The organism is Microbacterium marinum, from assembly GCF_014204835.1.
GTDB classification, from domain to species: Bacteria; Actinomycetota; Actinomycetes; order Actinomycetales; family Microbacteriaceae; genus Microbacterium; species Microbacterium marinum.
Genome location: NZ_JACHMD010000001.1, coordinates 2,452,546 through 2,467,085, shown reverse-complemented (window position 1 = coordinate 2,467,085; position 14,540 = coordinate 2,452,546). Strand labels below are relative to the sequence as shown.

11 protein-coding genes are annotated in these 14,540 nt (G+C 70.7%); all 11 read left to right on the top strand.

The features are described from left to right. Positions 1 to 44: 44 nt before the first annotated feature. On the top strand, positions 45 to 557 hold the full coding sequence (locus BKA24_RS12125) for a hypothetical protein (RefSeq protein ID WP_184218511.1): 513 nt from the start codon (positions 45 to 47) through the stop codon (positions 555 to 557). Then, positions 554 to 2,287, top strand: a complete 1,734-nt coding sequence (locus BKA24_RS12120) for a protein kinase domain-containing protein (protein WP_184218508.1) — start codon at positions 554 to 556, stop codon at positions 2,285 to 2,287. Before BKA24_RS12125 ends, BKA24_RS12120 begins: the two co-directional genes overlap by 4 nt. Positions 2,288 to 2,423: 136 nt before the next feature. Further along, positions 2,424 to 3,452, top strand: a complete 1,029-nt coding sequence (gene pstC / locus BKA24_RS12115) for a phosphate ABC transporter permease subunit PstC (RefSeq protein WP_184218505.1) — start codon at positions 2,424 to 2,426, stop codon at positions 3,450 to 3,452. Further along, the gene (gene pstA, locus BKA24_RS12110) at positions 3,452 to 4,714 is read left to right on the top strand and encodes a phosphate ABC transporter permease PstA (RefSeq protein ID WP_184218502.1); all 1,263 of its coding nucleotides are present in this window, start codon (positions 3,452 to 3,454) and stop codon (positions 4,712 to 4,714) included. The genes pstC and pstA overlap by 1 nt, the downstream gene beginning before the upstream one ends. Further along, entirely contained in the window at positions 4,711 to 6,390 is a 1,680-nt protein-coding gene (pstS, locus tag BKA24_RS12105; protein WP_343066115.1) for a phosphate ABC transporter substrate-binding protein PstS, read from the top strand. The genes pstA and pstS overlap by 4 nt, the downstream gene beginning before the upstream one ends. 141 nt (positions 6,391 to 6,531) lie before the next feature. Next, complete coding sequence (locus BKA24_RS12100) at positions 6,532 to 9,033, top strand: hypothetical protein (RefSeq protein ID WP_184218499.1); 2,502 nt, start codon at positions 6,532 to 6,534, stop codon at positions 9,031 to 9,033. Between the two features lie 64 nt (positions 9,034 to 9,097). After that, positions 9,098 to 10,195: a hypothetical protein gene (locus BKA24_RS12095; protein WP_184218497.1), complete on the top strand. Its 1,098-nt coding sequence runs from the start codon at positions 9,098 to 9,100 to the stop codon at positions 10,193 to 10,195. 28 nt (positions 10,196 to 10,223) lie between these two features. Next, positions 10,224 to 11,315: a WxL domain-containing protein gene (locus BKA24_RS12090; protein ID WP_184218493.1), complete on the top strand. Its 1,092-nt coding sequence runs from the start codon at positions 10,224 to 10,226 to the stop codon at positions 11,313 to 11,315. A gap of 124 nt (positions 11,316 to 11,439) precedes the next feature. Next, on the top strand, positions 11,440 to 12,537 hold the full coding sequence (locus tag BKA24_RS12085; protein WP_184218491.1) for a COG1470 family protein: 1,098 nt from the start codon (positions 11,440 to 11,442) through the stop codon (positions 12,535 to 12,537). A gap of 1 nt (position 12,538) precedes the next feature. Further along, a complete protein-coding gene (locus BKA24_RS12080; RefSeq protein ID WP_184218488.1) occupies positions 12,539 to 13,351 on the top strand; it encodes a hypothetical protein in 813 nt (270 codons plus the stop codon). Then, a complete protein-coding gene (locus BKA24_RS12075; protein ID WP_246367093.1) occupies positions 13,348 to 14,328 on the top strand; it encodes a sortase in 981 nt (326 codons plus the stop codon). Before BKA24_RS12080 ends, BKA24_RS12075 begins: the two co-directional genes overlap by 4 nt. Positions 14,329 to 14,540: the final 212 nt, after the last annotated feature.

Genomic DNA, 14,540 nt, shown 5'->3' with positions numbered 1-14,540 from the left:
AGCACCCAGACCCGTACTCGGGTGCGTTCTGGGAGTTCTTCGCAATGGCTGCTCAACTCGTGTATGCCCGTTTCCCTGCCCGCGCGCACCGCGCGGCGCTGGATTGGATGCGTGCCGTCGACGACGTGCTCAGCGTCCACGCGCCCGATCTGGGCGTCGTGTCCATCGCCGAGCCCGTCGACGGTGCCGTCGTGGGCTGGCGACTCGTCAGCGACAACCACCGCGAGATCGCGCGTGGATGCCGCTTCTTCGCGAGCGAGCGAGCCGCGCGCTCCGAGACGGCGTCGCTGGTCTCGGCGGCCGCGGACCTCGTCGTGCACGCGGCGATCGAGCCGCGCCTGCGCACGACCGGATGGTTCGTGACCCGCGGTGATCAACTCGTCATGATCGGCGCCCGCCGGTACGAGAACCGCTCCGTCGCGCGAGGCTCGGGAGCCCTCGCCGTCCGTCTTCTGTCCGAGATGGCGGATGCGGCGAGCGGCGCCGCGGTGGCCGAGCGCGGTGCGCGCCTCCGGCCCGAGAAGCCGGGCGCCGTTCCCGCCGGTCTCGTCCGGTGACCGACGGGCTGGTCGCCGGCCGCTTCCGCATCACCTCGCTCCTCGGCAGCGGCGGAACGGCGGCGGTGTTCGCCGCGCACGACGTCGCGAGCGGCCTCGACGTCGCCGTGAAGCTCCTTCACCCGCATCTCGCGGGAGACGCCGCGGTCCGCGAAGCCTTCTTCGAAGAGGTGCGCGTCGCGCGGGCCATCGCACACCCCGGCATCCCCGCCGTCGTGGCATCCGGCGTGGAAGCCGGCGACCCCGCCGTCGTCTGGATCGCGATGGAGCGCGCCGCCGGCGTCACGCTCGCCGACCACGTGGCAGCTCACGGGGCGCGGCCTCCCGTCGAGGTGGCGACGATCGGCATCGCCCTCCTCGACGCGCTCGCCGCCGCCCACCAGGCGGGTGTCGTACACCGCGACGTGACACCCGCGAACGTCATGATCTCGCCCGATGCCGTGGACTCAGAGGCGCTCGCCGCCTCGGTGCGGCTGCTCGACTTCGGTCTCGCCGACATCCCGGGTCGGAGCACCTCCGGCAGCGACCCGCTGCTCAGCGCCGCCGACCCGGTGGGCGTCGTGGCGAGCGTCCCGTACGCCTCTCCCGAGCACCTCAGCGCACGGCCCGTCACCGAGACGAGCGACCTGTACCAGGCCGCTGCCACGCTCCTGTTCGCGCTGACCGGTGCGCCGCCCTTCGCGGGCGACAACGCCGCCGTCGTGCGCGCTCATCTGTCCGCGCCGCCGCCGGTGCCCTCGGTGCGGCGGCGCGGACTCCCTCGCGAGTGGGATCGCGTGGTGACGACAGCGCTGATGAAGGATCCCGACGCCCGCTACCCGGATGCCGCGTCGATGCGCGCCGCGCTCGCGTCGCTCGCCGCCGTGCTCGGTCCCGTCGGTGACGCGGCATCCGCCCCCGCATCGACAGGGGTGACGCGCGTCTACCGAACCGCGCTCCCGTCGGGCGCCGCGTCCGTGGCTCCGGCGGCCGCGTCGACCGGGGCGACCCCGACCGGGGAGCAACGGCACGGCGACCGCCGGTGGATCGGCTGGACCGTGGCCGCCGCCGGTGCGGTGGCAGGGGTCATCGTCGCCGTGTCCCTCTCTGCAGGTGCGGGCGGTGCCCCGCAGGTGCGGCCGACCGACGTCGTCGCCCGGGTGGTGACCCCGTCGCCGACTCCCACCCCGTCGACAGCCGACCCGACCCCCACCAGGGAGGTGTCCGCCACGCTTCCGGAGCTGGCCGGCCTCGGTCTCAGCGACGCGCGTGCGGTACTGAGCGATCGCGGACTCCTCGGCGGCGACGTGTCGCGGCGAAGCAGCACCGAGCCGGAGAACACGGTCATCGGATCCACGCCGGGAGCCGGCGCGGTCGTCCCGATTGGGTCCGCGGTCGACCTGGTGGTGGCATCCGGAGCCAACGAGGTCCCCGACGTCCGCGGGCTCGGCATCGATGAGGCCTCGGCCGCGATCCAGGCCGCCGGGTTCGCGGTGGCATCGGAGCGGCGGGGCACAGGGCCGGCCGGCATCGTGACCGAGAGCCGCCCGAGCGCAGGGACCGAGAACCGCCTCGGGACGACGGTCATGCTGGTGCTGCCTCGCCTCGACACCGCCTCGCCCACGCCGACACCGGCACCGTCGCCTCCGGCGACGCCTCAGCCGACTCCGACACCCACGCCGTCGCCCGAGCCCGACCTCGACCCGACCCCGCTGCCGACGCCGCGTCCGAGCGGGGCGGTGCTGCCGTGACGGGGGCGCGCAACCGGGCGATGCGGTTCCGGTCACTCGCCGGACACGCCTGCAGCATCCGTCGTTCACCCGCGCTGGCGATGCTGACGCACGACAACTGGGGACTGATTCGCGTGCCCGGAAACCGGAGGAACGCATGAGCGGCGCCGTCATCGAGGCAGCCGAGGACGAGGCACCGACCTCGGCCGCGCCCCGCCGATCGCTGAGATCGCTTCCGGTCTTCTCCGATCGTGTCTTCCGCGCCGTCTGCTACGCCGCCGGCGGGGTGACGGTCGCGATCATGCTCGCGGTCGGTCTCTTCCTCACCGCCCGCGGCGGCGATGCGCTCGGCACCGCGGGGTTCTCGTTCCTGTGGACGCAGGGCTGGGATCCGCAGGAGGGTGTGGCGGGCTCGTTCGGCATCGCCGCCGTCCTGTTCGGCACGGTCACGATCGCCCTCATCGCGCTCGCCGTCTCGTTCCCCCTCGCCCTCGGTACGGCGCTTCTGATCAGCGAAGTGCTCCCGGACCGCATCAAGCGGCCGATGATCACGATCGTCGACCTGATGGCTGCCGTGCCGTCCGTCGTCTTCGGGCTCTGGGGGGTGCAGTTTCTCCAGGAGAACGCGATCCCGGTGGCGCAGTGGATCTCGGTGTACTTCGGCTGGATCCCGATCTTCGCCGTCACCGATGAAGACGGCGCTCAGCTGACGGATGCCAGCGCGTTCACGTCTTCGGCGTTCATCGCCGGCATGGTGGTCGCACTCATGGTCCTGCCGACGCAGACGTCCATCATGAGGGAGGCGTTCTCGCAAGCCCCGATCGGGGAGCGCGAGGGAGCCCTGGCGCTCGGCTCGACGCGGTGGGGGATGATCCGCACCGTCGTGCTCCCCTTCGGCCGCGGCGGGATCATCGGTGGGACGATGCTGGGTCTTGGTCGCGCTTTGGGCGAGACGATCGCGGTGTACATGATCATCTCGCCGATCTTCACGATCAACTGGCAGGTGCTCGAGACCGGCTCCAACTCGGTGAGCGCTCTGATCGCCCTGCGCTACGGCGAGGCGAGCGAGTTCGGACTCTCCGCGCTGATGGCCGCGGGTCTCGCACTCTTCCTCATCACCCTGGTGATCAACTTCACCGCCTCGTCGATCGTCGCCCGCTCGCGGTCGGGTGCGGAGAGCAACTGATGACGATCCTCGACGAACCCGGACTGCCGCAGGACCCGAGCACGGCCCCCGCTCCGCGCACCGCGACGCCCGTACGCGGCACCGGACCCGCGCCGGTTCGCCGCCGGCCCGGACGTGCGGCGCTCGAGGACGGCTTCGACATCGTCGGAGCGCTCCTCGTCGGCGGCGCCGTCGCGGTGCTGCTCTTCGGCTTCCTCACACCCCTGTCGGGTGCCGTCGGCTGGGTCGTCGTCGCGTTCCTGACGTTCGTGGTGGCCTACGCCACTCTCGTCTCGATGAGATCCGACCGCCTCGCCGTGGTCGACCGCGTCGGCTCCGTCCTGCTCTACAGCGCCGGATTCGTCGTCGTCGTCGCCCTTCTGTTCGTGGTGACCTACACCGTCGTCCGCGGCATCCCGGCTCTCTCGCACGGCAACTTCTTCGTCGAGACGATGCGCTTCGCCGGGCCGCTCGACGAGCTCGACCTCGGCGGCATCGCCCACGCGATCGTGGGAACGCTCATCCAGATCGGCATCGCGCTCGCCATCACGATCCCGCTGGGCATCACGACCGCCGTGTTCCTCAACGAGATCGGCGGGCCGTTCGCGCGATTCGTGCGCACGGTGTCCGACGCGATGACCGCCCTTCCCTCGATCGTGGCCGGCCTTTTCGTGTACGCCGCGCTCATCACCCTCGTGACGAAGGAGCGATCGGGCTTCGCGGCATCGATCGCCATCACCGTCATGATGCTGCCGATCATCATCCGCTCCGCCGACGTCGTCCTCCGTCTCGTCCCGCACCAGCTCCGTGAGGCGTCGTACGCGCTCGGCTCCACCCGGTGGCGCACCGTCTGGCGCGTCGTGCTGCCGACCTCGCGGTCGGGCCTGGCGACCGCGGTGATCCTCGGTACGGCGCGCGGCATCGGCGAGACCTCGCCCGTGCTCCTCACCTCCGGTGTGACGGCGGAGATGAACACGAACCCGTTCGAGGGGCCGATGATCTCGCTCCCACTGCAGGTCTTCACGTTCGTGCAGTCGCCCGAGCCGAACATGATCGCCCGCGGGTTCGGGACGGCCGCCGTCCTGATCCTGCTCGTCCTGCTGCTCTTCCTGGCAGCTCGCCTGATCGGCGGTCGCGGCGCCGGGCAGCTCTCCGACGGCCAGCGCCGCCGCGCCGCGCGCCGTTCGCGCGACGACCTCATGCGCATCGTGCGCGCCCAGACTCTTCCCGACTACGCCGTGCCCGCGGCATCCCACCCGAACCGTTCGCAGGAGAATCCGTGATCCGTCGTCCCCGCCGCCTTCCCGTGCGCGGCGCCCTCGTCGCGCTGATCGTGGGGGTCATGGCCCTCATCGCCGCGGTCCCCGCTCAAGCCGTGGACTACGACCGCATCTCCGGTTCCGGCTCGACGTGGTCGCAGAACGCATTGGACCAGTGGCGTCGCAACGTCGCGAACAACTATGGCATGACGGTCAACTTCTCGGGTACGGGCTCGTCCGCCGGACGCCGCGATTTCATCAGCGGCACCGTCGACTACGCCGTCAGCGAGATCCCGTTCCAGCGCAAACCCGAAGACGGTTCAGCTCCCGAAGTGCCGGGGCGCGACTACGCGTACATGCCGATCGTCGCCGGTGGCACGGCGTTCATGTATCACCTGAAGATCAACGGCAAACGCGTGACCAACCTGCGCCTGTCGGGAGACGTCATCGCGAAGATCTTCGCCGGCGACATCAAGAACTGGAAGGACCCGGTCATCCAGGCGGACAACCCGGGCCTGGTGATGCCGGACAAGAAGATCACGCCGGTCGTGCGCTCGGACGGGTCCGGGTCGACCGCGCAGTTCACGAAGTGGATGTCGGAGCAGTACCCGAGCATCTGGTCGACGGGGATGACCTCGCAGTTCCCGACGCAGCGGGTCCCTGGCGCGAAGGGTCAGAACGGGTCGCTCGGTGTCGCCGGATACGTCAGCCAGAACTACGGCGAGGGCGCGATCACCTACGTCGAGTACTCCTACGCGCTGAAGTCGGGCTTCCCGGTCGCGAAGGTGCTCAACAAGGCCGGCTACTACGTCGAACCCACGGCGCAAGCCGTAGCCGTCGCGCTGCTGAAGGCGAAGATCAACACCGACGAGGGCTCTGCCGACTACCTGACCCAGATCCTCGACGGCGTGTACAACAACGGCGATGCGCGCAGCTACCCGCTCTCGAGCTACTCCTACATGATCGTGCCGACCGAGGTCGGCGGCGTCTTCACCGCGAAGAAGGGCTTTACTCTCGGTGAGTTCACGAAGTACGTGGTGTGCGACGGGCAGCAGCAGGCCGCGGCGCTCGGCTATTCGCCGCTTCCGATGAACCTCGTGATGGCCAGCTTCGATCAGATCAAGCGCATCCCGGGGGCGGATGCCGCGTCGCTCAATCTCTCCGCCTGCAAGAACCCCACCTTCAAGGCCGGCGACAGCCCGGCCACCAACCAGCTCGCTGTGAGCGCACCGCAGCCGGCGGCGTGCGACAAGAAGGGCGACACGCAGTGCGAGACCCCCACGGCCGGCGCTAACCCTGGTGCGGGCAATGGTGGCGGCAGGGGCGGGAGCGGTTCGGGCACCGGCGGCACCGGGTCGACCGGTGGTGGCACCGGAGGCACGGGCAGCGGCGCCGGGTCCGGATCCGGCTCGTCGTCGGGCGGATCGGATGCCGGCGGGAGTGGAACGTCGGGCTCGGGCACCGACACCTCGGGCGGCGACAGCGGTGCGGCGGGTGGTGAGGCCCCGGTGTACGACGCCAACGGCGGACTCGTCTCCGGTGGCGGTACCGGGGGAGAGGCGGCGGTATCCTCGCCGTTCACGCTCGCGTCCTCCGGATGGGGTCCCGCTCAGACGGGGATGCTGATCGCCGGCGGGATGCTGCTGGCCGTGGTCCTGCTGCCGCCGCTCGTCGCCGCGCGACGCCGCGCCGACCGCTGATCTCGTAACCGGCCGTTCACTCGGCCATCGTCGTCCGGTGCGCAGCGCGCCCCGGTCGTTCCCGGTGGAGACAGAGCCGATTCAGGTCTCGTCCCTACCGTTTAAGAGGCCGCTGGGGTGGCCGGAACTGGGGTGTGCAAGGTGGTCCGATCCGGGCGTGCAGCGACGTGGGTGCGCTCGGCCGCGGCAGGAGTCGTCGTCTTCGCGACGGTCCTCGCGGTCATGCTCACGACGGGCACTCAGGCGACGGCAGCCGAGGGGTCCGCGGTGACGGTCGCGGCGCGGGATCAGGACACCAACCTCGCCGAGGCGCCCCTGCCCGACCTGAAAGTCTCGGTCTCGCAGACCCGTGACCTCATCTCGCAGGCCGTCACCGTCTCGTGGACCGGCGGCAAGCCCTCCACTGCGCCGAGCGGCCAGAACGGCGGCGAGGACTACCTGCAGATCATGCAGTGCTGGGGTACCAAGACCGAAGCGGGCATCGCCGGCCCCGACCGTGAGACATGCCAGTTCGGCGGTTTCAACTCGCCGGGAGCATCCCGCGATCTCTACCTCGAGGGTGGAGCCGAGGTCGCCACACAGGACCGGGAGTACACCTACGAGGGCGAGAGCTTCTTCGATCCCTCCTACACCGGCATCCCGTTCCGTGCAGTGACGGGCGAAGAGGTGAAGCGTGTCGTGGACGGAAAGGTCGTGCCCGGCGTCGACCTCAACAACAACGCCTTCTTCACCCGTTACACGACCAACGAGATCCCCTGGGCGGGCTCCTCCCAGGGCGGCAGCGGCTCCGTCACCTTCGAGGTGCAGACGAGCCTCGCCTCACCTGGACTCGGGTGCGGACGCGTGTTGGCGGCGGGCGGCGACCCGCAGTCGTGCTGGCTCGTGATCGTTCCGCGTGGAGCCGGCCGCAATGTCGACTCGCCTCTGTTCTGGCAGCACTGGCAGCACCGCATCGCCGTGCCGTTGGAGTTCCAGCCGGTCGGACAGCACTGCCCTGTCGGTGCGGACGAGTTCCAGCTCGCCGGAACGGAACTCGCCTCCGACGCCGTCTCCTCCTGGCAGCCCGCGATGTGCCGTGCGGCGTCGGGTTCGGTCTACTCGCTGCTGACCATCACCGATGCGGACGCCGCGATGCAGGCGAACACGACCGCCGACGCGCCGCTCGCGCTCACCTCCGCGGCGATCGACACCTCCGAGGGGGCCCTCGACAACCTGACGTATGCGCCCGTCGCGATGACCGGGCTGAGCGTGACATTCGCGATCGACCGGTTCCCGTCAGCCACCGCCGATGACGAGGCGCAGGCGCGCGCGCGCCAGCCGTTCACGGAGATGAAGCTCACTCCGCGCCTCCTCGCGAAGCTCCTGACGTCCTCCTACACCGACGCGCTCCCCGCGGATGCCGACAAGGCGCATTTGGGGAAGAACCCGCGGAGTCTGCTGTTCGATCCCGAGTTCCGAGACCTGAACGACGCGGAATGGGCGAAGCAGGCCATCGTGAATCCCGCGGTCGCCGACCTCATGGTCCCGCAGGGCCGGTCGGCGTACGCACGAGCGCTGTGGAGCTACATCGTCGCGGACGAGGACGCCCGCGCATTCCTCTCCGGCACGCGCGACCCCTGGGGCATGGTCGTGAACCCGTACGCATCGACCGACGCGAGGAAGAACCCGACCGGCGCCGCGCTCGAGCTCCCTCGCGACGACTTCCCGAAGGTCGACCCGAGCGAGGCATACGCCGGCGAGGACCGGGTGCTCAACGCCGTCTCGTGGCGTCCGTTCACCTCCGACCTCGCCGCGGGGGCCTACTACGCACTCCGCGGCGACGGGTTGACGACGGGGGACTGGGATCCGCTGTCCATCCCCGCGAAGTGGAAGCGCAACGACCGCAGCCTCGTCGGCCAGCGCGCCGTGCTCGCCCTCACCGACAGCTCTGCGTCAGCGCGTTACGACACGGTGACTGCGTCGCTGCGGAACGCCGCCGGTCAGTTCGTGCGCCCCACCGACGACGCTCTCGCCGCCGCTGCTGCCGCCATGGTGCCCGTCGAGTCGCAGCCGCAGGTGCGTGTCCTCGACCATTCCAGCACTGCCGCCGTCGCCGCCCGCAGTGCCTACCCGCTGACTCTTCCCGTCTACGCCGCGACCAACATCACGCTGAACACCGCGCCCGCGCGCTCGGCGTATGCCGCCTTCGTCCGATACGCCATCGGCGGCGGCCAGGAGCCCGGTGTGCAGCAGGGCCAGCTGCCCCCCGGGTACGCGCCGCTTCCCGCAGGGTGGCGTGCTCAGGCGGAAGCCGCCGCCGCCCTCATCGCGGCGGGAAGTCGTCCTACTCCGACTCCGACTCCGACTCCCGCGCCCACCGGTGATCCCGATCCCGTCACGCCGCCGGCGAACGGTGGCTCCGCCGGCGGCGGAGCGGACGCCGGTGGCTCTGCCGCTCCTCCTGCCGCGCCCGTCGACGTGGCACCGCCCGCCGAGGGCGAGGATCCTTCGGCATCCGGGGCGATCTCTCCCGAACTCTCCGCCGGGGAGACCCCGGGAGACCCCGAGACGGGCGCGCTCGGAAGCGCCCTGCCGCTGAGCGCCCTCGCTGGCGCGCTCGCCGCCGCCGTGGTGCCGTTCATCCGGCGCCGACGGCCCCTCTGACTCACCCGTAGCACCTTCGCAGTACCTCCTTTCCTTGCCTGAAACCCTCCAGAAAGAGAACACAATGAAGCTCAAGCGGTTCGCCGCCGTCACGACGGCGCTCGGCGTCCTCGTGGCCGGTGGTTTCGCCGCGGGCGCGGCCTACGCCGAGCCCGTCTCGAACAGCTACTCCATCGTCGGCTCCGACACGCTGCAGGATGCGGTCAATGCCCTGACGAACGGCACCGGCGTCACCGGCTCCAACGTCCGCGTCACCGCAGGCGGCCTCAGTCTCGGAAACTTCGACGCCTTCCCGTCCACCGGCGCCGGCAGCCAGATCCAGACGAAGCCCGGCGGCACGTACTTCGCTCGTCCGTCCGGGTCCGGCAACGGTGTGACCGCGCTCCGCGCGTCCATCACCGGCAACGCCTGGCAGGGAAAGACGATCACCGGCCAAGTTGATATCGCGCGTTCGTCGAGCAGCCCGGGCGGAAACGTCAGCGCTGATGGCAAGCTCGCCTACGTCCCGTTCGGCCGCGACGCGGTCTCGTACATCTACAAGGGCGGCACAGCCGCCTGGGCGAACCTCACTGGGGCACAGCTGAAGCAGATCTACGAAGGCACGCTCACCTCGATCGACGGCGTCGCTGTCAACCCGCGTCTGCCGCAGTCGGGCTCGGGCACGCGCTCGTTCTTCCTGACCGCGATCGGCAACCCGACCCTCAAGGCCGGCATCGACACGAACAACACAACGGCGGAGAACGACGCCACCGTCCTCGCCGCGGGTGAGATCATCCCGTTCTCGGCCGCGAGCTGGGTCGCTCAGGTCACCGGCGCAGCCGGCGTCAACACCGTCGCCGCGTCGACCGGCGTCTCCCTCGGCAGCCCGATCGCCGGGACGCCCGCCGTCACGGGGGCCGGCGCCTCCACGGCCCCGAACGCCGCGTTCTACGCGAACTCGACCTTCGGCCGCGACACCTACCTCGTGGTCGAGCGTGCTCGCATCACGCCGAACGACGCCAAGTACGACGCCGCTCTCGCCGCTCTCGTGGACCCCACGCGTACGCAGAGCCTCACCAACTTCACCGGAGCGCTCTCGGGGACCCCCCGTCGCGTGAAGGAGAAGTTCGGATTCATGGTTCCGTCGCAGACGGCCCCGATCTACGCCTACCCGACGCTCTGATCCACATCTCAGAAAGCTGACAACGATCATGAAGATCTCGACCTCCAAGAAGGTCATCGCCGCCATCGCGACGGTGGGCCTGGGCCTCGGCGCCCTCGGCTTCTCCGCTTCCGCAGCCACTGCCGCCGAGGCAGATGTCTGCGCCACGGGCTGGACGCCCTCGGGGCTTCCCGAAGCGTTCTTCCCCTACTCGCTCGACACCGGTGAGGTGATCCCTGCCGGCACCGTTATCAAGTACGACGACGGTGTGGTGGGCGCCCCGAACCCGGTCGACCCCGAGATCCCGTACCTGGCCGCCCCCGACGACGCCTTCGAGCCGCGAATCTTCATCTCGCCGCGCGGCAAGGAGAACGTCATCAGCGAATGGCTGTCGGTCTACGCGGGGACGTTCATGCCGGGCACCAAGAAGGTCCTCCAGTCGCCGGCGAGCCTCGAGCGGTTCGACGCGGCGACCTTCGGCGCCGTGAAGGTCGCCGGTGGCGAGTACAGCCTCGGCTTCGCGTACACGAAGAACAACGGCGTCACCCTCGTCGGCCTCGGTGCCTACGCGCACGTCACGCTGACGCCGGGCACGGCGGCGTGGACGATCGACCTGCCGGAGTGCAAGAAGGTGGTCGAGGAGGCCGACGGATCGCCCGGTGACATCGGTGTCGAGGCTCCGGTCGTCGCGCCCGAGCCCCCCGTGGACGGCAAGTTCGAACTGTCGATCCCGGCAGGTGCGAAGGCGACCCTCTCCGGCGCGAAGCTCGTCGACGGCAAGTCGACGGCCACCGGTGTCCTCCCGACCTTCGATGTGATCGACGAGCGTGCGGTCTCGAAGAAGGGCTGGGATGCCACGGCATCCGTCACCGAGTTCGCCCGCACCAGCGGCACGGAGAAGATCGGCGCCGATGCGCTGACCATCGCGCCGAAGGTCGTCGCCGACGGCACGACCTCGACCGGCGTCGCGGCGCAGGCCGGCTTCCAGGGCTCGGCGACGGCGAAGCCCTTCGCCACGGCAGCCGCCGGCACCGGCGTCGGAACGACGAAGCTGAGCGCAGACCTCACCTTCGTCGCCCCGGCCGGTTCGGTCGAAGGCACGTACACCTCGAAGGTGACGGTCACCGTCGTCTCGAAGTGAGCCTGCGGGAGGGGCGGTGCCGAACGGTGCCGCCCCTTCCCCGCACCCTCTCCTCTGCAAGACGTTCCCCTCGCGTTCACTCCGCGTCACCCGCTCCGTAATCCCGATCTGGAGTAGATAGTCCGTGCACTCGCTTTCCTGGGTCGCGCCCGCCCGCCTGCTGCGGCGGGGCGCGCTCATCCTCCTCGCCGCGACACTGGTCGCCGGCATCTTCTCGATCGTCCCGGCAGCACCGGCCCACGCCGCTGACGACGAGGCAATCTCTGGCGCGCCGTGCGATGACGACGGTGAGCTCGATGACCGCTCGCGCTTCACCTACGACGCCGCCCCCGGCCAGAAGGTCTCAGACTGCTTCCGTGTCTCCAACACCGGCACGGTCGCCCAGCACGTGGTGATCTACGGCACCGACGCCTTCAACACCGAGGACGGCAGCTTCGGCCTCCTCGACGCCGCGGCCGAGCCGATCGACGCCGGTTCATGGGTCCGCTTCGCGGGCGGCGACCACCGGCTGGAGTTCGACCTGGCGCCCGGCCAATCCCGTGCGCTGCGATTCGCGGTGACGGTTCCCGACGACGCCACCCCCGGCGACCACGCCGCGGGCCTCATCGTCTCGGCGCAGACGCCGTCCGATCAGATCCTCATCGATCGGCGGATCGGCACGCGCCTGTACGTCCGCGTCCCCGGCGAGCTGCAGTCGCTTCTCGGGATCGCCGGCATGACGGGCTCGTACAGCTCGTCGGTCAACCCGTTCGAGGGAACCGCGACCGTGAACCTCACGGTCACCAACGAGGGCAATGTCGCTCTCGCACCGACGCTCGTCCTCTCGGTGAAGAGCTTCTTCGGAGCCGACCTCATCGAGCGTCGCCTGGAGAACCTCCCCGAGCTCCTGCCGGGTGCGTCGCGGTCGCTCACCTACGACCTGGGCCCCGTCGGTCAGTGGGGATTCGTCTCAGCGCAGGCTTCGCTGTTCTCTCGGGGCGACCAGACTGGCGCGACCGAACTCGCACCCCCGGCGCCGCAGATCGACCGCGAGGCCGGTATGTGGGCGGTGCCCTGGCTCCTCGTCGGTGTGCTCGTCCTGCTGGTGCTCTTCCTCCTCGTGCGCCGCTGGCGCCGCCGTCGCGACGACCGTCGCGCCGCGGAATGGATGGCGTTCACGCAGGCCGAGGCGCAGCGAGCGGCCGCCGAGCGCGTCGAGGTCGGCGCGGGGAAGGGTGCCTGAGATGCGTGCCACCGCTTTCCGAGTCACCGCCCTTCGAACCGCGGCGCGCGTGCTGACGGCGACCGCCGTGGCCTTCACCGTCGTCGGCGCACTCGCCCTCCCGGCCGCCGCGGCCGACGACGTCCCCACCGGGGGCACGGACTACAACATGTCCGTCCCGGTCATCGGCTCGGCGCCGCCGGCCCCGACACCGACCGACCCGGGCGGTGGGGCGTCCGGCGGCGGCTCCGACGGGAACGGGAGTGGCGGCAGTTCCTCCGGAGGCTCCGCGGGCGGCTCCGGCGGTGGGGGAGGCACCGGCTCCGACCCCGTCGACACGGGCGGATCGACGCCCCAGCCGGCGGCCGATGACGTCTTGATCGCCGGCGGTCTTTACCTGAGCGCCGTCGGTGGGACGGCGCGGCCGACGGTCAACCCGTTCGAGGGGACCACCGAGCTGTGGGTGACGCTGCGCAACCTCTCGACCGAGACGATCGACGCCACCGCCGACTTCTCGATCGCCACGGTCGCGGGTGCCCCGATCTCGGCGACCCAGGTCGCGATCGACGACCTGAAGCCCGCCGAGTCGCGCGTCGTGGGGACGACGCTGCGGGGCAGCGGGCAGTGGCCCTTCGTCGCGGGTTCGGTCACGATCACGCCTCCCGACAAGATCGATGATCAGGATGCCGCGCCGGTCACCCGTGCGACCCTCGTCTTCGTCTTCCCGTGGCTGCTCGTGATCGCGCTGATCCTCGTCGCGCTCGCCGTCGTCCTGCAGCGCCTGTCGGCGCGGGTGACGCGTCCCGCCCTCGAGCCGGTGGCCAGCCCGGCATGACGGTCGTCGAAGAAGCCCCCGCGGCGCCCGAGGCCGTCCCGGCAGCCCGCCGGATGCGGCCGCGGCGCGTCCGCGGCGAGCGCCCGCCTCGTCCGCCGCGGCGCCCGCCGAGCGACGAGCCCGAACCCCTCACCCTCGGTCAGGCGACGGCCCGCGGCATCCTGCTCATGCTGTCGGCGCTCGTCGCGATGTTCCTCCTCTCCGTCCTCGTATTCGGCCAGATCGGATACCTCGCAGCGCAGCAGCAGCGCACGGACACCTTCCAGGCCGAACTGGCCGCCGGTACGGCGCCGGTGAGCGAGGGCGACTTCGAGGATGTCCTGCTGGCCGACGGCGATCCGGTCGCGGTGATCGACATCCCGGCGATGGGGCTCACCGCCACGGTCGCCGAGGGCACCTCTTCGGCGGTCCTCGTGGGTGGACCGGGCCACCGACGCGACACGGTCCTTCCCGGACAGGTCGGGGTGAGCGTCCTGATGGGCCGCGCGACGGCCTTCGGCGGACCCTTCGGCGGCATCGGACAGCTGACACCGGGCGAGCGTTTCGCGGTCACCACCGGCCAGGGCGAGCACGTGTTCGAGGTGATGGGCACCCGGTACGCCGGCGACCCGGCTCCCGCCAATCCGCGTGCGGGCGAGAGTCGACTCATCCTGATGACGGCGCGCGGTGGTCCACTGGCTCCCACGGGCGTCGAGTACGTCGATGCGACCCTGGTGGGCGAAGGGATGCCGAGCGGTGCGAGGCAGACGATCACCGCGACACTTCCGCCGCAGGATGCCGCGCTGGCCACCGACACCCGCACCGTGTGGGCCCTGGTGTTTGCGCTCCAGTTCCTCTTGGCCGCGGAGATCGGCGCCATCTGGGCGATGCGCCGGTTCGGGTGGCGCAAGGCCTGGATCGTCTTCGTCCCCGTCCTGCTTCTCGCGAGCCTGCTGACGGCCGGCCAGCTCGCGCTCCTCCTCCCGAATCTGATCTGACCGGAGTACGTCATGTCCCTCACTCCCGATACCGGCGACGCGGTCCCCGCGGCGGCCGACGAAGTCGCGGCATCCCCCGATGCCCGCACCGAGCTTCTCCCTGCGGGCGAGTTCGCGGTCGGTACGCGACGCGCGCAGCGGACGCCGTTCCTGGGGCGCGCCCTCGGGCGCCCGCAGAGCGACGCCGCTCCCACCGTGCCGCTCATCGCGGG

Bases quoted from the DNA above. Each gene is read 5' to 3' on its own strand.
- BKA24_RS12125 (WP_184218511.1), top strand. From the start codon at position 45: ATGGCTGCTCAACTCGTGTATGCCCGTTTCCCTGCCCGCGCGCACCGC.
- pstC (WP_184218505.1), top strand. From the start codon at position 2,424: ATGAGCGGCGCCGTCATCGAGGCAGCCGAGGACGAGGCACCGACCTCG.
- pstA (WP_184218502.1), top strand. From the start codon at position 3,452: ATGACGATCCTCGACGAACCCGGACTGCCGCAGGACCCGAGCACGGCC.
- BKA24_RS12095 (WP_184218497.1), top strand. From the start codon at position 9,098: ATGAAGCTCAAGCGGTTCGCCGCCGTCACGACGGCGCTCGGCGTCCTC.
- BKA24_RS12090 (WP_184218493.1), top strand. From the start codon at position 10,224: ATGAAGATCTCGACCTCCAAGAAGGTCATCGCCGCCATCGCGACGGTG.
- BKA24_RS12080 (WP_184218488.1), top strand. From the start codon at position 12,539: ATGCGTGCCACCGCTTTCCGAGTCACCGCCCTTCGAACCGCGGCGCGC.
- BKA24_RS12075 (WP_246367093.1), top strand. From the start codon at position 13,348: ATGACGGTCGTCGAAGAAGCCCCCGCGGCGCCCGAGGCCGTCCCGGCA.